This is a genomic window from uncultured Mobiluncus sp., assembly GCF_947087965.1.
Classification (GTDB): domain Bacteria; phylum Actinomycetota; class Actinomycetes; order Actinomycetales; family Actinomycetaceae; genus Mobiluncus.
Map to the genome: position 1 here is coordinate 311,438 of NZ_CAMUES010000001.1, position 21,827 is coordinate 333,264.

The 21,827-nt window shown below is 56.9% G+C and carries 13 protein-coding genes and 1 tRNA gene; 9 read left to right on the plus strand and 5 right to left on the minus strand.

Annotation, left to right across the window (positions count from 1 at the left end):
• Positions 1–50 precede the first annotated feature (50 nt).
• Positions 51–1,262 carry an ROK family transcriptional regulator gene (locus tag Q0V70_RS01405; RefSeq protein ID WP_366126425.1) on the minus strand — a complete coding sequence of 404 codons (1,212 nt, stop codon included), beginning with the start codon at positions 1,260–1,262 and terminating at the stop codon, positions 51–53.
• 74 nt (positions 1,263–1,336) lie between these two features.
• Positions 1,337–1,409: transfer RNA gene (locus tag Q0V70_RS01410), tRNA-Arg, on the minus strand.
• A 215-nt stretch (positions 1,410–1,624) separates the two neighbouring features.
• Between Q0V70_RS01410 and Q0V70_RS01415 the strand changes: the two genes are divergently transcribed.
• The 4 genes from Q0V70_RS01415 to Q0V70_RS01430 all read left to right on the plus strand — a co-directional run bounded on the left by Q0V70_RS01415 (position 1,625) and on the right by Q0V70_RS01430 (position 8,601).
• The gene (locus tag Q0V70_RS01415; protein WP_297587501.1) at positions 1,625–2,197 is read left to right on the plus strand and encodes a single-stranded DNA-binding protein; all 573 of its coding nucleotides are present in this window, start codon (positions 1,625–1,627) and stop codon (positions 2,195–2,197) included.
• 111 nt (positions 2,198–2,308) lie between these two features.
• The gene (gene ettA / locus Q0V70_RS01420) at positions 2,309–3,991 is read left to right on the plus strand and encodes an energy-dependent translational throttle protein EttA (protein ID WP_297587505.1); all 1,683 of its coding nucleotides are present in this window, start codon (positions 2,309–2,311) and stop codon (positions 3,989–3,991) included.
• 156 nt (positions 3,992–4,147) lie between these two features.
• A complete protein-coding gene (malQ, locus tag Q0V70_RS01425; protein WP_297587508.1) occupies positions 4,148–6,319 on the plus strand; it encodes a 4-alpha-glucanotransferase in 2,172 nt (723 codons plus the stop codon).
• Positions 6,320–6,492: 173 nt separating this feature from the next.
• Entirely contained in the window at positions 6,493–8,601 is a 2,109-nt protein-coding gene (locus Q0V70_RS01430) for a PTS transporter subunit EIIC (RefSeq protein ID WP_297587511.1), read from the plus strand.
• Positions 8,602–8,748: 147 nt separating this feature from the next.
• Here the strand turns inward: Q0V70_RS01430 and pepN are convergent, their stop codons facing one another.
• Positions 8,749–11,319 carry an aminopeptidase N gene (gene pepN / locus Q0V70_RS01435; protein WP_297587514.1) on the minus strand — a complete coding sequence of 857 codons (2,571 nt, stop codon included), beginning with the start codon at positions 11,317–11,319 and terminating at the stop codon, positions 8,749–8,751.
• A gap of 198 nt (positions 11,320–11,517) precedes the next feature.
• On the opposite strand from pepN, the gene Q0V70_RS01440 reads away from it, so the two are divergent.
• Complete coding sequence (locus Q0V70_RS01440; protein ID WP_297587518.1) at positions 11,518–12,153, plus strand: hypothetical protein; 636 nt, start codon at positions 11,518–11,520, stop codon at positions 12,151–12,153.
• On the opposite strand, the gene Q0V70_RS01445 is transcribed toward Q0V70_RS01440, so the two are convergent.
• Both Q0V70_RS01445 and Q0V70_RS01450 read right to left on the minus strand, forming a co-directional pair.
• Positions 12,140–14,149 (minus strand): M13 family metallopeptidase, encoded by a 2,010-nt coding sequence (locus Q0V70_RS01445; protein ID WP_297587521.1) that lies wholly within the window; start codon positions 14,147–14,149, stop codon positions 12,140–12,142. The genes Q0V70_RS01440 and Q0V70_RS01445 overlap by 14 nt on opposite strands.
• Before the next feature lie 88 nt (positions 14,150–14,237).
• Positions 14,238–14,738, minus strand: a complete 501-nt coding sequence (locus Q0V70_RS01450) for a GNAT family N-acetyltransferase (RefSeq protein WP_297587524.1) — start codon at positions 14,736–14,738, stop codon at positions 14,238–14,240.
• 175 nt (positions 14,739–14,913) lie between these two features.
• Between Q0V70_RS01450 and Q0V70_RS01455 the strand changes: the two genes are divergently transcribed.
• The 4 genes from Q0V70_RS01455 (at position 14,914) to smc (ending at position 21,506) form a co-directional block, all read left to right on the plus strand.
• Positions 14,914–16,557 carry a folylpolyglutamate synthase/dihydrofolate synthase family protein gene (locus Q0V70_RS01455; protein ID WP_297587526.1) on the plus strand — a complete coding sequence of 548 codons (1,644 nt, stop codon included), beginning with the start codon at positions 14,914–14,916 and terminating at the stop codon, positions 16,555–16,557.
• 76 nt (positions 16,558–16,633) lie between these two features.
• Positions 16,634–17,263, plus strand: a complete 630-nt coding sequence (dhaL, locus tag Q0V70_RS01460; RefSeq protein WP_297587528.1) for a dihydroxyacetone kinase subunit DhaL — start codon at positions 16,634–16,636, stop codon at positions 17,261–17,263.
• Positions 17,264–17,370: 107 nt separating this feature from the next.
• On the plus strand, positions 17,371–17,829 hold the full coding sequence (gene ndk, locus Q0V70_RS01465; RefSeq protein ID WP_297587530.1) for a nucleoside-diphosphate kinase: 459 nt from the start codon (positions 17,371–17,373) through the stop codon (positions 17,827–17,829).
• A 101-nt stretch (positions 17,830–17,930) separates the two neighbouring features.
• The gene (smc, locus tag Q0V70_RS01470; RefSeq protein ID WP_297587532.1) at positions 17,931–21,506 is read left to right on the plus strand and encodes a chromosome segregation protein SMC; all 3,576 of its coding nucleotides are present in this window, start codon (positions 17,931–17,933) and stop codon (positions 21,504–21,506) included.
• Positions 21,507–21,827 lie beyond the last annotated feature (321 nt).

Genomic DNA, 21,827 nt, shown 5'->3' on the forward strand with positions numbered 1-21,827 from the left:
CATTCATTAATCGTATCCGGCGGCGATTTTCACCCTCGCCAGCCTAAGGCTCAGTTGTTATCGTCAGATAAGAACCGCTGCAAAATCGCGTCAAGATCCACCATCGAAACCGCTTTCGCCATGGCGCCGCGCAGGGGAGCGGACGAACCCAAGGCGCTCAAATGCAAGGCTGCATCGGCGGCGCAATCGGGCAGGGCGATTTCGTTAATGGTCTCACGAACCTGGTTTAAGAAAGCCTCGCCCGCATAGGACAGTTCGCCACCAATGACAATCATCTTTGGGTTCAAGATGTTGCACACTTGTGCCAGTACGTAGCCGATGGCGCGGGCGGCTTCGTGAATGCGTCGAGTAGCCCGCACATCGCCTTCCTCGATGAGTCGATAGAGGTCATTCAAGGTATGCACCGGCATTCCCAGGCTGCGCAGTGAAGCCATTATCGCGCTGACCGAGGCCGTCATCTCCAGACAGCCGCTGCCCCCGCACTTGCACAACTCATGATGGTTCGGAATCGGGAGGTGTCCGATTTCACCTGAAATCCCGCCGGTTCCGTACAGGATTTTGGCGCCTGCCATAATGCCCGCGCCGATTCCGGAAGAGGCCTCGATATACACGAAATCATCGACGTCCTTCGCGGCTCCCCACATGTGCTCAGCCAAAGCGCCGGCATTCGCGTCATTTTCAGTCAGAATCGGGAAAGGAGAAACTTCTTGGGCGATGTCCTCCAGGTTGATTCCGCTAAGACCCGGAATCATGGCGGTGTAGTTGGACAAGCGGCCATCTGAACGCACCGCGTCGGCAACGACGATGCAGCCAGCCACAATCTGAGCATTTTTTAGCCCCTTGGCGGCCATCATCGAGTCAAACAGGTCAACCGCCATTTCCTTGTTAATGTTGGCGGTAGACTCTGCCGGTAGCGGTATAACCCGCGTGTCTACAATTTCGTGATCCAGGGTAACAATCCCAACCCGCACTTGTTCGCGTTCCAGCGACACACCCATGGCATAGCCAATATTAGGGGCAAACGCAATCGTGTTGCCACGCCGGCCGGAAGCCGCTTCTGCCAAGCGTAAAATCTCGGCTTCAGTCAGTTCACGAACGATGTTAGACACGGTTGCTGGAGCCAGGCCGGTGCGGCGGCTAATCTCGGCCTGAGATATCCCCCCAGCATCGATAATGGCAGCTAAAACGCGCTTTTGATTCGCTACACGCAGGGATGAGGGGGAACCTGGGCCTACAAGGTTTTCCATAGTCACGACCCCCATTTTAGTAATTTTTTTCCTTTAAAAGGTTAGCCTTCCCCAGCAAATACACCTTTGGCTTCGTTTGTGCGCGTTTGCGCCCTCGGTGGGACTCGAACCCACAACCTACGGATTAGAAGGCCGTTGCTCTATCCATTGAGCTACGAAGGCTGGCCGGTTAACTAAAAATCTGTTAACTCGACCAGTTTAGCTTATTTCCGGCATTCTCGCCCCTGTGAATAAACGAGTTATCCACAGGTAAAAAATTCTTGTCTTGTTCGGTTCAAGTCTTTGCGGAACCCTCGAACTGAGAGCTGTTTTATCTGGCAGCTATCAACAGTTACGAACGCCGGGGCGTTCGGGAAAGGAAAACAATAATGAGCTCCATGACAGTAACAGTAAGCGGGTATTTGGGAAATACTCCTGTCTTACGCCAAACCTCTGCCGGCACCCACTGGGTCCGGTTCTCTCTGGCCTGCAACGCCAGTTATCGTGACGCCAGTGGCAACTGGACCAGCGGGGAAACCACGTGGTTCAACTGCAAAGCCTGGGGGACTTTCGCCGTCAACATTGCGGAGTCACTGCACAAGGGTGATCCGGTCGTCGCTCAGGGACGTTTAGTTCCCGGTACTTACGAACATACCGACCAAACGACCGGTGTCGTTGAAAAACGTCCAGAACTCGCTTTGCACCTGACCCATATTGGGGTTGACCTGGTGCGCACCTCTTCGATAAACATCAAGTATGCCAAGGAAATCGCCAGTGATGAGAACTGTGCAAAACCGAGCAAATTCGATATTTCCGCGGACTCTCTGAATACCGTGAAGGGCGCGGAATTTGCGCAGACGGAGTCGGACCTCATTGAGAGCGCGGAAATCCTCGACGAACTAGACGTTGAAATCGAAGCCGCCGATGAGGAGTCTTTGGTCGGCGCGGGGGCTGATGGGGTTCCGTTCTGAAAAAGATTCGCGATTTCCGTTAGCATATTGGGGGTGCGGGTTTTTGGCCCCACCCCCAATAGACCTCCGGGCCAGATGCTGCTCGGCTCATCGAAACTGTAAGGAAGTTGCATGTCAGAGTACATTTATTCAATGCTGAAGGCCCGTAAGAAGGTCGGCGATAAGCTCATTTTGGATGACGTAACGATGGCTTTCCTGCCGGGAGCCAAGATTGGCATGGTGGGTCCCAACGGTGCCGGCAAGTCGACGATTCTGAAAATCATGGCTGGTTTGGACGAGCCCAGCAACGGCGAGGCTATCCTCAGCCCAGGGTATTCGGTCGGTATCCTGCTGCAGGAGCCCCCGCTCAACGAGGACAAGGACGTGTTGGGCAACGTCGAGGAAGGCGTGTGGGAAATCAAGGCCAAGCTGGACCGATACAACGAGATTTCAGCCCAAATGGCCGACCCGGACGCGGATTTTGATGCCCTGATGGAAGAAATGGGGCAGCTCCAAGAAGCCATCGATGCCGCTGATGCCTGGGACCTGGACAATCAGTTGGAACAGGCGATGGATGCGCTGCGCTGCCCACCGGCGGACGCGGACGTGAAAACGCTCTCGGGAGGGGAGCGCCGCCGAGTCGCCTTGTGCAAGCTGTTGCTGGAAGCCCCGGACTTGCTACTGCTAGACGAGCCGACCAACCACCTGGACGCCGAGTCGGTGCTGTGGCTGGAGCAACATTTGAGCCAGTACAAGGGAGCAGTCATTGCTGTCACCCACGACCGTTATTTCCTGGACCACGTGGCGGGGTGGATTGCGGAGGTCGACCGTGGCCACCTGTACCCCTATGAGGGCAACTACTCCACCTATCTGGAAAAGAAACAGGAACGTTTGGAAGTTCAGGGGCGTAAAGACGCCAAACTCCAAAAACGGTTGAAGGAAGAGCTCGAATGGGTGCGCCAATCCGCTAAGGGGCGCCAAGCCAAGTCGAAGGCTCGTTTGCAGGCGTATGAAGCGATGGCTGCGGAAGCCGAGAAGTCTCGGAAACTTGATTTTGAAGAAATCCAGATTCCGCCGGGGCCGCGATTGGGCACGTTGGTGCTGGAGGCGACCAACCTCAAGAAAGGTTTTGGGGACCGCACCCTGATTGACGGGTTGAGCTTTAGCTTGCCGCGAAACGGCATCGTGGGAGTCATCGGGCCTAATGGGGTAGGGAAAACAACCCTGTTTAAGACCATTGTCGGGTTGGAACCCCTCGACGGCGGCGACCTGAAAATCGGGGAGACCGTGAAGATTTCTTATGTCGACCAGGCTCGTGCGGGCATCGACCCGGACAAGACGCTGTGGGAGGTCGTCTCGGATGGGGCTGACTACATCGAGGTCGGCAAGGTCCAGATGCCATCGCGCGCCTACGTGTCCGCTTTCGGGTTCAAGGGCGCTGACCAGCAGAAACCTGCAGGCGTTTTGTCTGGTGGGGAACGCAACCGCCTCAACCTGGCTCTGACCTTGAAAGAGGGCGGAAACCTGCTGCTGCTGGACGAACCGACGAACGATTTGGACGTGGAAACCCTGGGATCCCTGGAAAACGCCCTGCTGCAGTTCCCCGGCTGTGCCGTGGTTGTCACCCACGACCGCTGGTTCCTCGACCGGGTAGCGACCCACATCTTGGCTTATGAGGGTACCGAGGAAAACCCGGCTCAGTGGTTCTGGTTTGAAGGCAACTTCGAAGGCTACGAAGCCAATAAGGTCGAGCGACTGGGGCCGGAAGCCGCCCGCCCGCACCGGGTGGTTTACCGGAAACTGACTCGCGGGTAAGGGTAGCCATACCGGGGAGATACAGAAAAACGTTATAGCACCCCGTGTGTTTGCCCGCTACCAGGCTTGAGCGGTTAGAATTCGTTAAAGTAAATCGTCTGGCGTCGGATTTTGGCGTGTGGCGAAAAGCAAGCGGATTTTTGAGGATTCGATAAAGTGGCCGAAACAACGCAGTATCTTGAAGGTTATTTTCCCCAAGTCCAGGACTTAGCCCGTCGACTGGGGGTGGATACGGACTATTGGGATTTTGCGGGAAACTACCACGAGGTGTCCCAGTCGACTTTGGTTCGGGTCATTGACGCTCTAGGTTTCACGTTGCAAAGTAGCGATGATATCGGGCGTGCTTACGAGTCCCTGGATCGGGAATACTGGTTTTCCACCCTACCGAAAGGGATGGTGGTGCGTCAGTCCCAAGGGGCGAATATCCCGGTCCACGTGCCTGACGGTACTAGCTTGGAAGTCTGGTTGGAAACCGAGAACGGTGATACTAGGCCGCTGGAACAGCTTGATATTTGGGTCCAACCCCGCGATTTTGGTCCCGAAGGCCGGCGCGGTGAGGCAACGTTCCGGCTTCCTGAAGGCACCGAATGGGGCTACCATACCCTGCACGCCAAGACGGTCGAAGGCGATTTTGCTCAGCAAGTTGCGGTCGTCCCTGACCGGTTACCGCTGGGGAATTTAGAGCATTCCCGTTCCTGGGGCGTAATGACGCAACTGTATTCGGTGTCCTCCCGCGGTTCTTGGGGGATGGGAGACTTCCACGATTTAGGCCATATCGCCGAGATTTTCGGACGCCAAGGCGCTGACTTCGTGCTAACCAATCCGTTGCATGCGGGCGAGCCCAATGTGCCCATCACCCCTTCTCCTTACCTGCCTGTGTCGCGTCGCTTCTTGAACCCGCTTTACATCCGCCCTGACGACATCGCGGAATATAACCAGTTGGACTCCACGTCTGAATCCCTGGTGAAAGTCGCTTTTGCCCAGGCCTCCAATGAGATTTTCCCGGTCGATACCGCGAAGCAGATTGACCGGGATCGCTCCTGGAAAGCCAAACGTGAAGCCTTGGAAGTCATTTTTAAGATTAAGCGCAGCCACTCCCGTGAAGCCGAGTTCCGCGACTTTATGGCATCACGCGGCCAGGATTTGGAAAACTTCGCCCTGTGGTGTGCTCTGTACGATTGTTTCGGTCAAGGGCCGTGGGACGATGATGTTGCCGATGTCTCCAGTCCTCGCGTGGCGGCGCTGCGGGAGGAGCTTGCCGAGCAGGTTGAGTTCTATTGCTGGCTGCAGTGGATTGCCTCTACCCAGCTCCACGCCGCCCAGGAGTCCGCGATAAATGCCGGCATGACGATTGGCATCATGAATGACCTGGCGGTAGGGGTGCACAAGTACGGTGCCGACGTTTGGTCCATCCCGGACGCTTTCGTGAGAACCATGAGCGTGGGGGCTCCGCCGGATATGTACAACCAGCTGGGTCAAGACTGGACCCAGCCGCCGATGAATCCTCGTTACATGGCCGCCCATGATTGGGAACCTCTGCGGGGGATAATTCACCGTGCTTTGGCTAACTGCGGCGCTTTGCGTATCGATCATGTGATGGGACTGATTCGCCTGTGGTGGATTCCGCGGGGAGCTGATCCCAACGAGGGTACCTACGTTCGTTACAACCACGAGGCCACCGTGGGCATCATGCTGTTGGAAGCCGCCAGAGCCCACGCCGTAGTGGTCGGAGAGGACCTGGGCACAGTCGAGGACTGGGTCCGCGACTACTTGCGCGACCGCGGTATTCTGGGCACTTCGGTGCTGTGGTTTGAACGCAACGGCAGCGACTTCAGGCCCCCGGAGCAATACCGCGAAATGTGCATGGCTGCGGTGAACACTCACGATTTGCCCCCGACTTTGGGATTCCTCCGCGCGGTACACCTGGAAGTCCAGGATCGCTTGGGAATCTTGCCGCAGCCTTTGGAAGAAGCCAAGAACGCGTTGTATGACGATATCGCGAGGCTGGTGGAACAACTGCGGAACATGGGGCTGCTGGAAAACGATTATCCGACCGAATCCGAACTTATTCTGGCGCTGCACCGTTTTATTGGCAAGACTCCGGCAAAGCTGTCCGTGGTCAGTTTGGTCGATGCGGTGGGAGACCTGCGGATGCAAAATCAGCCCGGCACCAACAACGAATACCCGAACTGGCGTATTCCGCTGTCGGACTCCTTGGGACGCTCAGTCAAAGTGGAAGAGCTGGAATACTACGTGGGCGTGGGCGAAATCTGCGAAGCGATGCGCGAACTGGTGAATCCGCAGCTTCCGGGGGATAACGAAAGTTAGTTCTGTCTGAGGAAAATTTCTCCGTGAGTTGTATCCTCTCTCTGGTGAGGGGTAAATACCAGCACCGGAAGAGGCTCCTGATTACCACGTAAAACACGTTTCCCGCGCTGAATTTATGGCAAAATTAAAAATGATGTTGGCTGCGGTATCTGTGACTACAGTCTGACCTGGAGATGCTGAGGAAAGGAAGTGCCAGCGTGGCGGGCAAGGGCAAAGCAGCCAAAGCAGTGGCCGGTGCAGAATCGAATCGCATCTCCGCCGCTCAGCGCCGGGCTGACAAAGCTAAGAATAAATCCAAAAAAGCCCGTGCAGTGAATAAGCCAGCAAAGCGTTCGAAAGAAGCAAAACCCCCTAGTAATGCTCTAAAACGGCAGCGTTTTGCTCGTTTCTTGACGCCTGGGTGGTACGAACGTTTCCTGCAATATTTGTTTGTAGCGCTGTTGTTGCTGTGTGCCGCAGAATTGTCCCTGCGTTTGGGGCAGGGGCATATCCTTGGCGATCAGGGATTAGGTAAAGTTTTTCCGGCAATCTTGCCGGTGGCGGATATTTTGTACTATGTCGGCACCACAATCGAGTCGTATTTTCCTTTGATTGTGGCATTTATGTTGGCTTTTGCAGCGGCTAAGCGCCCCAACGCGGCCATCGGGATATCGGTGTTGGCGGGTTGGTCCGGTTACCTTGGCGCCACGATGGCTCTGTCTCGCTACAGTACCGCCTCTTCCCAAGGGGAAGTTTCCGGCGTTGACTTGGGGCTGATGGGCGGCGTTTTGGTGGGATTCCTGGTCGCTGGTTGCTGGAGTGAGTTCCGGTTCCGCAAAGTCGTTCCTTGGGCTCGAATGGTCAGCGGGATTCCCTTGGTTGTGGTCATTTGCGCGACTGGCGGAGTGGTTCTCGGCATTGTGGTTGGTGTGGTTTATCAGCTGTTATACCTGATTATTACCGTGGCTGTCGGCACGGCGATGATGGCGGCACCAGGCCCCCTAGGGGCGGCACTCTACGGTTTGCTTCACCCTATTGCGGAAGTCACGGGGGTCAGCTCCCTATTGAACATCGTGCCTTACAACGTATATGGAAGTTGCCAAACCACCCAAGGCGACACTCTCAACGGTTCTTACCGCTGCTTCGTGTACGGCGGTACGCAGATGGAGGGTCAGCAGGCCTTGTTCCTGGCCGGCGGGTATCCGGTGGTAGCGTTTGGGCTGGCAGCGCTGTTCTTGGTGCTGTTGCTGCAGCTGAAGGGAAGCAACCGTCAATACTGGCGCATTATGTATTGGTTCCTGATTGCCAGCACGTTCGCCGTCGGAGCCGAAAAACCGGCACTGTATTTGCTGTTTTTTGCGGCTCCTGCCCTGTTGCTGGTACATGCTGTCGCCTCGGCATTTTCTTACGCTATCACCGCCGTCTTAGGCGTCACTATTGGCTGGGCGGGAGGCCCTGGCGTGGTGGATTTGCTGCGGTGGATGGGAACCGGAGAAGGCATCCTCGTGCTGCTCATCATGGGAGTGCTGTATGCTGCCATTTACGTCATGATTGCCACTTTCACCATAAAAATCAAAGGGAAACGGTTGAATCTGGGGGGATTCGGCGTGCCCTACATCACCAAGCCGTTTATGGGCATCCCCAACAATTCGGGGGACGTGAAGTTTGCCCCCGCTCTCGCGAGCCCGAAATCGGACAATGCCAAGGACACCCTCGAGACTGGTGAGTCGACCTCGGTTCGAGAAGAAACCCCCGATGCTTACCCTGCTCCGGAAAAAACTGTTCCGGCGCAACCAGCTTTGGCTGAACCAGTTGCCGCCGACACCGCTTCGGATCAGCCCGTCATTACCGAACCTGTGACCGCTGAACCTGTTTCAGTTAATCTCGAATCGATACCTGAGCAGCCGCTGGTGCAAACTGAACCAGTAAACGAGTCCACTGCCCAGCCATCGCAGCCCGTGATACCGTCGCCTGAGGTTTATCCAGAGACCTACCCTGAGGACATCGCCGCGCCAAACCCCGCTTATCCTCCGCAGGGATACGCCCAGAACCCCTATGGTTACCAAGCGCCAGGCTATCCCGAAGCATACCCGGCCTATCCCGAATACAGACCAGAGTACGGCGGCGGATATAACCACCAGCTCTATGGCTACCAACGAAACGCCTACGGTTATCCAGCAGCCTATAATCCTGCGGCCATGCCGCAGCCCAACCCGGCCGTTCAGAATTTTTCCGCACCCCAGCCCCCGGTCGTCCCGCCGGAAATTCTTTCCGAGCCAGACTCTCGGCCGCGCCCACAGTAACCGTTCGCAGCGTCAGAACCGTCACAACTGCCCGGCACAGCGGGCAAGAGGATAAAACCAGAGGCCCCAGGAGCAAACAGCTACTGGGCTAACGGTGTCAGCGAGCATCCTTCGTACGGTTGTGCAGGCTGAGGTTCCCGCAGGGCTTTACCCCTCGCGGTCGCGCTGCTGAGCTTTCGCGATGCGTTCGGCGCCGGATTGATTCTCGCGCATCATCCGCAGCAGTGCCGCGGGAGCGTCTGCATTATTCGAGAGCCATTCCTGGGTGAGCGTCAGCACGTCCACGCCGCTGGACTCCAAGCCCACCAGCGCGGCAGGATACATGCCTTCGATGAGCTGTTCACCAATCTCGTGGGTGCGTGTATCGTAGGTCTCCCGTAGCGTCTCAAAGTAACGCTGGGCAAAAGGAGCTAGCAGCAGTGGATCTTGAGCCCGGTTGAAACCGGCAATGATGGAAGCCAGTTGGTCGTTGGTCAGAGCGGTGTCGCTGTAGGCACGGTCAAAGAACTCGGCTTTCACCGCAGGATTAGGCAGCGAAGCTGCGGCCTGCAGGACACGTTCGCGCCCATTTACGGTGTCGTCATTATTCAGCTCTGCCTCGACAGTGGCGCGGTCCACGTGTCCCGCTGCCGCCAAAGACGTCAAGAGGTTCCACCGCAACTCCGTGTCAATCCGCAGACCCGTGAGGGTTTCGCTACCATTCAAAAGGGCGGAGCTGGCGGCGATGTCTTCGGGCGTCCGTGCCCGGCGAGCGGCGGCGCGCACCAGCTGCAGCTGGGTATCCGAATCAGCCTTGGCCAGGCGGGACAGCATCCGCAGACGCGAGGAGACGTTTCGGGCTGCAGCTTCGCGATTTTCTACGGCCAGGTAGCTTTCGATGCAAGTGTCCAGGTTACGCAAAGTGACCGAAACTACCATGGGGTGAGTCTCTACCATGAGAGCCTGCAGGGCGGCATCAACGTAGTGAGAGGCGCCAACCTCGCCGTCACGCACCATGTCCCACAGAATGGACAGAATCTGGGAACGAGGCAGCGAATCGGTGAATGCGTCGATGTGTTCGCAAGCCGTGCGCAGGGACTGCTCGTCTAACCGAACCTTGCCATAAGCCATGTCTCCGTCGTTGACCAAAATGACATCGGGACGCGGTCCGTTAAAACCGGGAAGGTTGTATTCATCGGCCTCCATGTCAAATTCCTCGCGGTGACCGGGAACAAACACGGTCTTGCCATCGCGTTGTTCCAGGTTGTAGGCGCATACCGCCATATGTTGAGGTCGCGGGGTAGCGTCGGCATTGAAATGCTCCTGGACAATGCGCAGGGAAGTAATCGCCCCGCTGTCGTCCGTGTGGATTTCGGGACGCAGCCACGTCATTCCGGCTTCTTCCAGCCACTTGCGCGACCAGGCTTTTAGGTCCTTACCGGAGGTTGCTTCCAGTTCGGTCAATAAATCCGTCAAGGTGGCGTTGGACCACTCGTGTTTGGCGAAGTATTCCTTAATCCCCAGGCGGAAGTTATCCCAACCCACGTACGTTACCAACTGGGACAGCACGCAGGCACCTTTTGCGTAGGTGATGCCGTCAAAGTTGACTTGGACATCTTCCAAGTCGTTGATGGTGGCCACTACCGGGTGAGTGGAAGGCAGTTGATCCTGGCCGTAGGCCCAAATCTTTTCCGAACAAGAGAAGGTCGTCCAGATGTCTTTCCACTCAGTCGCTTCCGCAGTGGCTTTGGTGGACACAAACTCGGCAAAGGATTCGTTCAACCACAAGTCGTTCCACCATTTCATCGTGACGAGGTCGCCGAACCACATGTGAGCCAGTTCGTGCAGAATGGTCACGACACGGCGTTCCACCCGGGTTTGCAGGGGGCGGGACCGGAACACATATTCGTCACGGAACGTCACGCAGCCCACATTTTCCATGGCCCCGGCGTTATATTCGGGAACAAAAATCTGGTCATATTTACGGAAAGGATAGGGGCGTTCAAAGGCGGTTTCGTAGAACTCGAAACCGGCGCGGGTGATGTCCATGACTTCGGCGGCATCCAGGTGTTTCAGCATGGAGGCGCGGCAATAGACACCGAGGGGAATTCGTCTGCCGTCGCACGAGGTCACTTCGCCGGTTTCTCCCACGTAGGGGCCTGCGATGACGGCGGTCAGGTAGGACGAGATTTTTTCGGTGGGGCTGAAACGGTACTTGCGCACGCCGTCAGCGGCGATTTCAGGCTCCGGGGTGGGTGAGTTGGAAAACGCGTTCCACTCGGGAGGAACCACGAAAGTAAAGGTAAAGTCCGCTTTGATGTCGGGCTGTTCAAAAACGGCGTAGACGCGGCGAGAATCCGGCACCTCGAATTGGGAGTAAACGTAAGACTTGCCGTCCTCGGGGTCTGTGAAACGGTGCAGTCCCTCGCCGGTGTGCATGTAGACGCAATCAGCCACCACTCGCAGATTGTTGTGTTCCTGCAGGTCTGGCAGAAAAATCCGGGAATCTGCGTAATTTGAGAGGTCAAGTGCAGTCCCGTTCAAGTTCACTTCTGTGACGGAATCGGCAATGAGGTCGATGAAAGACGAGGCACCGGGTTGGGAAGCAAATTCAACTTCCGTCACGGAATGAAAGATGCGCTCTCCCTGGGTCAAATCGAGATGTACACGGTAGTGAACATCACTGATGATTCCCGAGCGTTGCTCGGCTTCGATGCGGGTGAGGTTAGTTCCTGGCATTTACGCTCCTTTGAGTTTGCAATCGGTATATATTCTTCCATGTCTAAGCCCTTTTCGATGAAGTTTCAGCGTAAAGATTGTAGTTAAACTAGACTTAAGTTATGGTTCATGCGCCAACGACGAGGGGAGGTATCTGCGTTGAGACGGAATACCCTGTGCAAATCTAGCTCTCAACTTTCAACCTCTAAACTCCGCTGGTTGCGGCGTTTCCTGGCGGGAATACTCTTAGGTGTCGTGGCGCTGAGCGGGTTGAGTGCCTGCGCAAAGGAAAAAACCAAGACCCCCACTCAGTGGAACGCTACCATCGTGACCACACCGGCTCCAGAGGGTTGGGTTAACGGCAAAGACGGAGCGTTCCGGGTGCAGATTCCGCCATCTTACCTGGATGCTTACGAAGCTATTAGCGGTTCCAAGCTGCCTGACGCGCAGGTGGTGCTGTCTCTCCCTTCTGATAAAGCCCTGAACGGCTACGTTCCTGTCATGGTTATTGACCACGCAAAAGCGACTTCCGACCCTGATGAGGTGGAAAAGAACCTGAAACAGGACCCCATCTACAAGGGCTATAAGAATTTCACAGTGCTGAACCCGACCCAGGTTGAGGGCTTGAACGTGCTGGAGATGAAGTGGAGCTACGTCTATCAAGAGGTCGAGATGACGGCCTTCATGACTTTGGTTTCGGGGAACAATCACGCCTATGCCCTGAAACAGGACGTGCCGGATTACGCGTTGGAAACCTACCAGCCGATTATTGATTCTGTGCTGAAAAGCTGGACTTGGAACGAACCGGTGAAGGGGACCAAGCCGAAGCCAAGCCCTTCACCTACCAAATCCTGACTCTCTGGTCCGGTTCCAGCCACAGGGCGTCGCCGGGCTGGGTTTGGAAAGTTGCCGCAAACAGGTCGAGGTTCGCGACCACTCCGTTGCAGCGGAACTCTGCCGGGGAGTGAGGGTCAATCGAAATGAGTTGTTTGGCCATTTCCGGGCGCACCTTCGTCTGCCAAGATAGCGCCCAAGATAGGAAGAACCGCTCGGCTGCACTGAGTCCCTCGATGACCGGGGCGTCTGCCGGGTCGTCAATGCCCTGCTGTTTGAGCTCCAACAGGTAGGCTTTCCACGCGATGTCGAGTCCGCCCAGGTCGCCGATATTTTCTCCGATGGTCAGCGCGCCGTTGACATGGAATTCTTCGGGCAGCCCCTGGGGGACGAACGCGTTGTACTGGTCGATAAGCGCGTGGGTACGTTTTTCAAATTCCGCCAAGTCCTGGTCGGTCCACCAGTTTTCGACTTTGCCAGTGCCGTCAAACTTGGCGCCCTGGTCGTCAAAACCGTGCCCGATTTCATGGCCGATAACCGCCCCGATGGAACCGTAGTTCACAGCCGCGTCCGCGTCCTTGTCAAAGAAAGGAGGCTGCAGGATAGCAGCGGGAAACACGATCTCGTTTTCGGTTGGATTGTAATAGGCATTCACAGTTTGCGGGGTCATATGCCAAATCGTGTGGTCGACGGGCCCGCCCAGCTTGTCAATCCAGTAGTAGGTGCCAAAAATACTGGCATTGTGAACCTTGTCAACCAGCGTTCCGTCTCCGAGCTGGAGTTTCTCATAATCTTGCCACTTGTCGGGGTAACCGATTTTGGGGGTAAACTGGCGCATTTTTTCTAACGCCTTGTCCCGCGTTTCCGGTCCCATCCAGTCCAATACCGCGATGGAATCCTGGTAAGCCTGAATCAGGTTCTCTACCAGGTGGCTCATCGCCGCCTTGGCTTCGGCGGGGAAGTGGCGCTGCACATAAAGTTTGCCCAAGGCTTCGCCCATCACTGAGGATGCCAGGGAAACTCCGCGCTTCCACCGTTCCCGCAGCTGTTCCTTGCCCGCCAGCTTTTGCCCGTAAAAATCGAAGTCCGCATTCACGATTTCGCTGGATAGCAGGGAAGTATGTCCGTTCAAGGCGTGCCACAGCATCCACCACTTGAGCGTTTCAAAGTCGGTGGAATCCCATAGCTGATCCATGTTTTCAAGGAAATCCGGTTCGCCTACGTTGACTTCCGTAAACATTTTGTCGGGCAGTCCCGAAGCCTTCCGCCAGGCTCCCAGGTCAAAGCGCGGCAGCTTAGCGGCCAGTTCGTCCCAGGTCATCGGGTTGTTTGTCGCGTCCGTGTCGCGAGTTTTCACGTTATCCCAATGCAGTTTGGCTATCTCGGTCTCGAAGTCAACGATTTTACCGGCCACGTCCGGGGCCGCGGACTGCGAAGCATATCCGGCCAGGGTGAACATGCGGGCAATGTGCTGGCGATACTGGTCCAACAGGTTCGCGTGTTTTTCTTCCAAGTAATAGGCACGTTCGGGCAGTCCCAAACCGTCTTGGCCGAAGTAGTTTATGTAACGTTCGGGATTGTTCACATCGATGTCGATGCCGGTATCAAAAAAGCCCTCGTAGGTGCCTTCGGCAAAAGTCCGGGCCCACAGGTCGCGCAAATCTGCTTTGCTGGTGGCCTGGTCCAGAGGAGCCTTTAGCTGCTGTAGACTGGGGGCGCTATCCGCTTCCACCGTGGCTTCATCCATAAAAGAGCCGTAGAGAGAGGCGACTTTGCCAGCCAGGCTGCTCAGTTCCCCGGTGATGCGACCCGCGACACAATCTTCGATGATAGTGCGTACTTGCTTTTCTGCTTCTTCAGCCAAGAGGTGAAATGACCCGTAGCTGGCCTTGTCGGCAGGAATCTCAGTGCGGGCCAACCACTTGCCGTTTACGTAACGGTAAAGGTCGTCTTGTGGGCGGATGGTTTCATCAAAGTCAGCGGGATCCAGCATCCCCAACAGTGGGTTCTTTGTCATGGGTTCAACCCTACCGTGCCGCACCCAAAATTTCCGAGCGACCCTGGCGGCGCAACCAAAACCCCTTGTGACAGGGATTCCGTTGGGTTTAGCGCGTGGAAAACCCCAAGGCGTCGTAGAGCTGCATCGCTTCGGGGGCGGCGGACATATCGAGTTGCAGGGTCAGGGCCTCGCGGCCCAACGCGTCCACGGCTCGTGAAGCGTTAATGACCAGCCCCGAACCGATACCTTGACGGCGATAGTCGGGATCCACAAACAGGTCAGCAATGTAGGGCTGGTCGCTGTTGCCGTCCGTGGTGCACCATTCATCGGGAGCCTGGTCCAACACGATGACCACACCGACCAGCTTGTCCTCGTGCCACGCTCCGAGAGTCGCCTCGGCCAACAGTGGACCGTAGGCGCCGTCCCAGAACAAATTCAGCTGGCTGGCAGCGCTCGACCCGGCATCCCGATAAGCAACCGCGTGCAACTGGGACATCTGAACCACATCGTCGCGGGTAATCGGACGGTAGGTAATCTTGATTTCCGGGTTGGGCTCAACTGCCGTCAACTCATCGGTGGACGGGGCCTCTAAGGACAGCTTGGACATGCCTCAATTGTCCCATGATTCGTGCCTGCTGGGAAGCCTTTGAAAGTTATTGAATCGAAATAAGTCTGCTGGTTGGGTCTGTTAAATGATGAGTCACTATTGATTTCGGAATGGAACAGAGCGAGACCAGACCTTCTATTCTGTGTGAGTTTGCCAGGGTCGGTAACATGGTGGGGTGGAAAACAAGCACGAAGACGCACATCGGAACCATCACGCGCACGAGCATCAACCCCCGGCGGTGACCCCCGAGGATTTGTCGGTAGACCCAAATTTGATTCCCTACCTGTTCGCGGCCCGGACTCCCGCCGAGCCGGAGGACAACGACAACCCGACCGGGGAACCTTCTGACCGCCAAAACGCAGCCGCCTCCCGGAAAGGCCCCGTCGACCGCTTTGGCGTACCGTTGAGCCCTGAACAGCGCGAACTTGTGGACGAAGTGCGTGAACGGCAACGCCCCACCTCGACCCTCGGCCCTTCCACGATGGAGGACCCGAAAGCCCGAGCCATCTACGAAACCCTGCTGACGCGCCGCGCTGAACACCAAATAGAGCCCAGCTTGGAACCGGTGCGGGGAGTGCTGGACTACCTGGGCAATCCCCAAGAATTGTTCCACTCCATCCACATCACGGGTACGAACGGCAAGACTTCCATCGCCCGGATGATTGAGGCGCTGCTAGCGGAACTGGGGTATCGGACCGGCCGGTTTACCTCCCCGCACCTGGTAGACGTGCGCGAACGCATCTCAGTGGACCAAACCCCCCTGACCACCGAACAGTTTGTCCAGGCTTATGAGGACGTGGAAGCCCAACTGGCCCTGTGGGAAAACGCTCACCCCGGACACCGGCTGTCGTTCTTTGAGGTCATGACCGTCATGGCATACGCCCTGTTCGCGGATGTGCCGGTGGATGTGGCGGTGGTCGAGGTCGGGATGGGCGGACGTTGGGACGCTACCAATGTCATCGATGCAGACACGGCCGTCATTGGGCCCATCAGCCGGGAACACGAACAATGGCTGGGGGAGGGACTGACCAACATTGCGCGGGAAAAGGCGGGGATTATGCGCCCCCAGCGAGTGGCAGTGGTGGCTAAACAGCCCGATGAGGCTCTCGCGGTTATTCGTGACGCCGCTCATGCCGAGGACGTGACCCTGCGCTATGAGGGAGACGATTTCGAGGTGCTACGGCGTGTCCCAGCAGTTGGGGGGCAAGTCATCGATATTCGCACGCCTGCGGCTGTCTACCGGGATATTTACCTGCCCCTGTATGGAGAGTTCCAGGCTGAGAATGCGGCGCTGGCGCTCACGGCGGTGGAGGCACAACTGGGTGGGACGGCGCTGCACGGGGAATCTGTGGAGCGAGCCTTTGGCGGGGTCCGTTCTCCCGGACGCCTGGAAGTGTTGCACGCCACCCCGATGATTGTGGCTGATGCAGGGCATAATCCGGGCGCGGTTCAGGCCCTGCGCCGGGCGATAGAGGACGATTTCCGTTTTCAACACACGGTGGGGATTTATTCCGCCATGGCCGATAAAGACATTGAAACCGTGCTGGGGATTGTGGAGCCGACCATTGATGAGTTGATTGTGACCCAGATGCCCGGTGAACGCGCGGCGAAGGTGGAGGATTTGCAGGCCGTGGCCGCGGAGGTGTTCGGTGAAGATCGCGTCTACGCTATTGATTCCCTGCCTGAAGCGATTGCAAAAGCCGGGGAAATCGATGATTTGCAGGGGGGAGTTCCCGGATCCACCGGAGTCGTGATTTTCGGTTCCGTGGTACTCGCCGGAATGGCACAGGACGTGCTGGGCAAAGACAAACTACAATGAGCACAACCGGTCTCACGCGGCCAGACCCCGGCCGGAGTCGACCGCGAAAGTTTAGAGCAGTCAGAAAGGAGCAGCTGTGAGTTTGAATACACAATGGGTGCTGCGCTGGATGGATGGCTGCGCTCGAGCTCTGGAACAAAACCGCGAAATGTTGGAAAGTTTGGACGAAGTCATCGGAGACGGGGACCACGGGGACAACATTTCACGAGGATTTTCTGCCGTAGACCAGCGGCTGTCGGGGATTGTGGTGGAGAGCCCGAAGCAGGCGCTGCGGGTAGCGGCAAATACTTTGCTGGCGGCTGTAGGCGGAGCTTCGGGGTCTTTGTATGGCACGGCATTTTTGCGAGCCGCGCGTTCGGTGAACGTGGAGAGCTTAGAGTCGCAGGATGTGGCGATGCTGCTGGTAAAGGCGGCTGAGGGAATCGCGGAACGCGGCGGAGCCCAGCTGGGGAACAAAACCATGCTGGACGCGTGGTATCCGGCCGCCACCAATGCCGCTGCCGCCGTGGCGAAAGGTGCCGACCCGGAAGAAGTTTTGCGCGTTGCTGCTGATGCGGCTGCAAAAGGTGCGGAAGATACGGTTTCGATGAGCGCCGCAAAAGGGCGGGCATCGCTGTTGGGGGAGCGTTCCATCGGCCATAAGGATCCCGGTGCCGCCTCTAGTGCACTCATTTTGGCAGAGGCGGCAAAAGCCGCTGGGTATTGAGTACTACTTCGGAAAAACCATGGCGAAATCCGGTAGGATGCACACGTATTTACAAAACTTGGAGTTGTGCTCGGTGTCGAGCGAAACTTTTGGTGAAAGGAAAGTCAATGGCTGACTGCCACATCCCCTACGATCCGCAAGAAGAACACACCCTGGTCATTATCAAGCCTGATGGCTACCGGCGCGGGCTCATCGGCGAAGTCATTAGCCGGATTGAACGCCGCGGATTTAAGATTGTGGGTTTGCAAACCAAGACTGTGACTCGGGAAGAACTGGAAGAACACTATTTCGAGCACAAAGACAAGCACTTCTTTGAAGGGCTGGTCGAATACATGATGAGCGGCCCTATCGTGCTGATGGTTATCGAAGGCTCTCGAGTGATTCAGGCTTTCCGCAACATGATGGGAGATACCAACCCCGCGGTGGCTATGCCGGGGACGATTCGTGGAGATTTGGCTCGGGATTGGGGTCCGGACGCGCAGATTCAAAATATCGTTCACGGTTCGGACTCGGTACAGAGCGCCGACCGGGAAATCGCGCTGTGGTTCCCCTACATGATTGACTAAAGGCCGGTAGCGAGGCGTTTCTCCTGGCGTTGTTTCTCTCTGCTACTCAAGGTCGAGAAGGCTGTTTTTTAGGGTTCGGGGGGTTGCGCTAGGGTAAGTGTGTGTATTTAAAGTCCCTGACCCTGAAAGGCTTTAAGTCTTTCGCGAACACGGTTCATATGAGCCTAGAACCGGGGGTGACCTGTGTCGTTGGCCCTAATGGTTCAGGCAAATCGAACGTGGTCGATGCGCTGGCATGGGTGATGGGCGAGCAGGGTGCCAAAAATCTGCGCGGCTCACAGATGTCGGATGTCATTTTTGCCGGCACCAAAACGAGGGCTCCGCTGGGACGTGCGGAAGTACAATTAACCATTGATAACACTGATGGTGCTCTGCCTATCGAATACTCTGAGGTGACGATTTCGCGCACCATGTTTCGGGCGGGCGGTTCCGAGTATGCCATCAACGGAACCCCGGTGCGCCTGTTAGATATCCAAGAGTTGCTTTCCGACACTGGGATGGGTCGGGAAATGCACGTCATTGTGGGGCAGGGGCAACTCGATCGGATTCTGAGTGCCTCCGAACTGGAACGGCGCGCTTTCATCGAGGAAGCCGCCGGAGTGCTTAAGCACCGGCAGCGTAAAGATCGAGCGTTGAAAAAACTGGACAACCTGGCTGTCAACCTATCTCGTGTCCAGGACCTCACAAATGAAGTCTCGAAACGGTTGGGTCCTCTGGGTAAACAGGCCGAGGCAGCCCGGAAAGCCGCCCGAGTTCAAGCCGAACTCGCTGACGCGACCGCCCGTTTGATTGCAGACGCGGTGGCGCAAAACAAAGAAAAAGCCGGGTCGCAAACCGCCTCAAAGGAACAAATTTCGGCAAAAATCGCGGACCTGGAGACCCGTCTGCAAGAGGTAAACACGAAGCTGAACGTAGCAAAATCGAGTTTCGACGAGGTCAGCCCGGAGCTGGAGAAACTCACCCAGACCTGGGCTGAGCTGAGCACCTTGGCGGAACGCTTGGAATCTTTGGCGAATCAGGCCCGCGAACGCGCCAATGCTTTGGAAGAAACCGCGGAACTAACCCGGACTGCCGACACCACCGAGCTGGAAAAACGGCTCGAAAAAACTCGTGAGGAGATTACCGAAAAACAAGCCGCCGTAGCGAAAGCCGACGATGCAGTCACCCAGACCCAAGCTGCAGAAGTGCGAGCCAAAGAGCGCGAATTCGCGGTACGCTCCCAGATTGAAAAAGTGCAGCGTGCCCGGGCGGACAAGAGAGAAACTTTGGAGCGACTACGCGGAGCGGTCACTACCGCCGCCTCGCTGGCAGAGGAAGCGGCGGGGAATCTCAGCCGGATGGAAGAAGCCCTCCAGGCTGCCGCGCAGCGCGAAACAGCTTGCGCCCAGGAACTCAGCAAGGTCGAGGCGGAGCTTCCTCCCGGGGTGGCAGACGGAACTTTGGCAGCCCAAGAGGAAAAGCTCGCTACGGCTGTGGCGACAATACAAGAGAAAGTCTCGCAACTGACCAAAGAACTCGGCGAAGCCAGGGAAGAGGCCGCTTTTTGGGAGGCAAAACGCGAGGTTTTGGCGAAAACCTTGCAGCCCGAAGATGCCGCCGGGGCAGTAGTGAAAGCGGGGCTGAACGGCGTCAACGCGGCGCTCTTGGAAACAATCCTGGTTGAGGCTGGATGGGAAGACGCAATAGGGGCCGTGTTTGGACAGTGGTCTAAAGCGCTGCTGACCTCTGGGGTCGAATCGGCCGCTGACGCGCTGCGTTTTGTCCGCCAGCAGTCCGCGGGTCAGGTCCACCTGCTGGTCGCGGACGGTTCAGAAACTCCATTCGGGGCTCAAGGGACGGATGACCTGGAGAAAGCGAAACTTCCAGCCGGGGTGTGTTGGGCGAGGCAGCTGGTCAATGCCCGGAAAGGGAATACTTTGCCCCCGGTGGTGGCGACTCTGTTGGCGGGGGTGGCGGCCTGTCCGGATTTGTCAGAAGCTCGCGATTTGGTTTTGACCGGGAAAGTTGCCGCGGCGGTGACTCAGGCGGGAGATTTTCTTTCGTCTACCCGGATTGTCGGCGGTGGGGACCCCGATGCGGGGATTTTGCGGCGCGCCTCGGAATACGATGAGGCGGCGGCACAGGCTGAAGCGGCGGCTGTGGCGGCTGATCAGGCCGATGGTCAGTTGGCTCGGGCGAAGAGCGAGCTAGCTGCGGCGCGGGAGGAATATGATGCGGCCGCGGCACAGCTCAAAGCCCAAGATGCGGCCGCGGCGGCGGCAGCAGCAGCGGTAGCGGCTGCCAAAGCGAAGCGCGGGGCGGCCCAGGCAGAAGTCGAACGTGCCGGGAAACACCTGGAACAGGCTCGTGCGGAAACAGAGAAACGCCAGGAGGCTCTCAAACAAGCACAGGAGACTTTGGACGCCAGCCTGAAAGCTCAGGACGAAGCTGGAGAGGATGAGCCGGACTTTTCCGCCGAACTGCAAGCCGCAATCGAAGCGGTATCGGAGGCTCAAACCGCGAAGTCGGACGCTCATATCGCGGCGCATGTGGCTCGTCAAGAACTGGAATCACTAGAATCGCGTGCCGCCTCGCTGCAGCGTAACATTGCGGCGGAACAAGCCGCCGCTCAAGCGGCAGCCAGCCGGGCACTGGTGCGGGAACGGCGCCGGAAACGGTCTGTCTACGTGATGGAACAGGCTGAAGCTGCCCAGCGTTTGGCTCACGTGGCAGCGGCCAGCGCCCAAGCCAAGCGTGAGGCCAGTACCGCCAGCCGGGAACAGCTGCAAACTGAGATGGAGACGCTGCGCGCCGCCGTGGACGACCTGAGTCGTCAGCGTACCGACCTCAAGGATGCTTCCATGCGCGATGAGGTCGCTTTGGCGGAGGTTAACTCCAAGTTGGCACGATTGCTGGAACAAGCTCAGCAGGAGTGCGGTCTGGATGAGCCCACTTTGCTGGCCGAGTACGGTCCGCACAATCTGGTTCCCGTATTCGACGAGGCTGGTGAAACGATCGAGCACGTCCCCTTTGTCCGAGAGGAACAGGTAGAACGTAAAGCCCAGGCACAAACCGAACTGAAACGGATTGGCAAAGTGAACCCCCTGGCTTTGCAGGAACATGAAGCCTTGGTAGCGCGACACAAATTCTTGGCTGACCAGCTGGCTGACCTGAAAAAGTCTCGTGATGACCTGATGAATGTAGTGGCGGAAGTCGATCGCCAAGTCGAGGAAGTATTCGGCAAAGCGTTCGCAGACGTCTGTGCCGCTTTTACAGATATTTTCCAAGTCCTGTTCCCCGGTGGGGAAGGCAAGCTGACCTTGAGCGATCCGAAAGACCTGTTGAATACCGGCATCGAGATTGAAGCGCGTCCTGCGGGCAAGAACGTGAAACGCATGTCCCTGCTTTCGGGCGGGGAACGTTCCTTAGCGGCGTTGGCTTTTCTGTTTGCGATTTTCCAAGCCCGACCCTCACCGTTCTATGTCCTCGATGAGGTCGAGGCTGCTTTGGACGACGTAAACCTGTCTCGACTGCTGGGGGTTTTCGAAATTTTGCGTGAAAACTCGCAATTAATCATCATTACTCACCACAAACGTACGATGGAGATTGCAGACGCGCTGTACGGGGTAACGATGAAGGAGGGAACCACGGCGGTCATTTCGCAGCGCCTGGTGAAAAACTCCGGCGCCAACGAGTGACAAATCCTGTCGGATGCAGCCGTGAATTAGGTAAACCTACCGAAGTTAGAGATAGGATAGCACCGAATGCTCAAGCGGATGAGAGACGTTTTTACGCGGTGCTACGAGAGACGTTTTGGATGGAATCAATGAATATCCTTAGTACGACACTAAATAATTCACAGGGTCTGGCAGGCTACACTGATCCGCTCATTTTCATGATTCCGTTGGCTATTGCCTTCGTGGTTATTGTTATCGTTGCCAGCGCCTCTCAAATCGACTCGAAGCAACGTAAGATTCGCAACGAGGATCGCCTGTTGGACACGTTGGAGCGGATTCGCG

What these genes read in the sequence shown, in the direction of transcription:
- Q0V70_RS01405 (WP_366126425.1), bottom strand. Translation starts at nt 1,262, where the DNA reads ATGGGGGTCGTGACTATGGAAAACCTTGTAGGCCCAGGTTCCCCCTCA.
- Q0V70_RS01415 (WP_297587501.1), top strand. Translation starts at nt 1,625, where the DNA reads ATGACAGTAACAGTAAGCGGGTATTTGGGAAATACTCCTGTCTTACGC.
- ettA (WP_297587505.1), top strand. Translation starts at nt 2,309, where the DNA reads ATGTCAGAGTACATTTATTCAATGCTGAAGGCCCGTAAGAAGGTCGGC.
- Q0V70_RS01430 (WP_297587511.1), top strand. Translation starts at nt 6,493, where the DNA reads ATGCTGAGGAAAGGAAGTGCCAGCGTGGCGGGCAAGGGCAAAGCAGCC.
- pepN (WP_297587514.1), bottom strand. Translation starts at nt 11,319, where the DNA reads ATGCCAGGAACTAACCTCACCCGCATCGAAGCCGAGCAACGCTCGGGA.
- Q0V70_RS01445 (WP_297587521.1), bottom strand. Translation starts at nt 14,149, where the DNA reads ATGACAAAGAACCCACTGTTGGGGATGCTGGATCCCGCTGACTTTGAT.
- Q0V70_RS01450 (WP_297587524.1), bottom strand. Translation starts at nt 14,738, where the DNA reads ATGTCCAAGCTGTCCTTAGAGGCCCCGTCCACCGATGAGTTGACGGCA.
- ndk (WP_297587530.1), top strand. Translation starts at nt 17,371, where the DNA reads ATGGCTGACTGCCACATCCCCTACGATCCGCAAGAAGAACACACCCTG.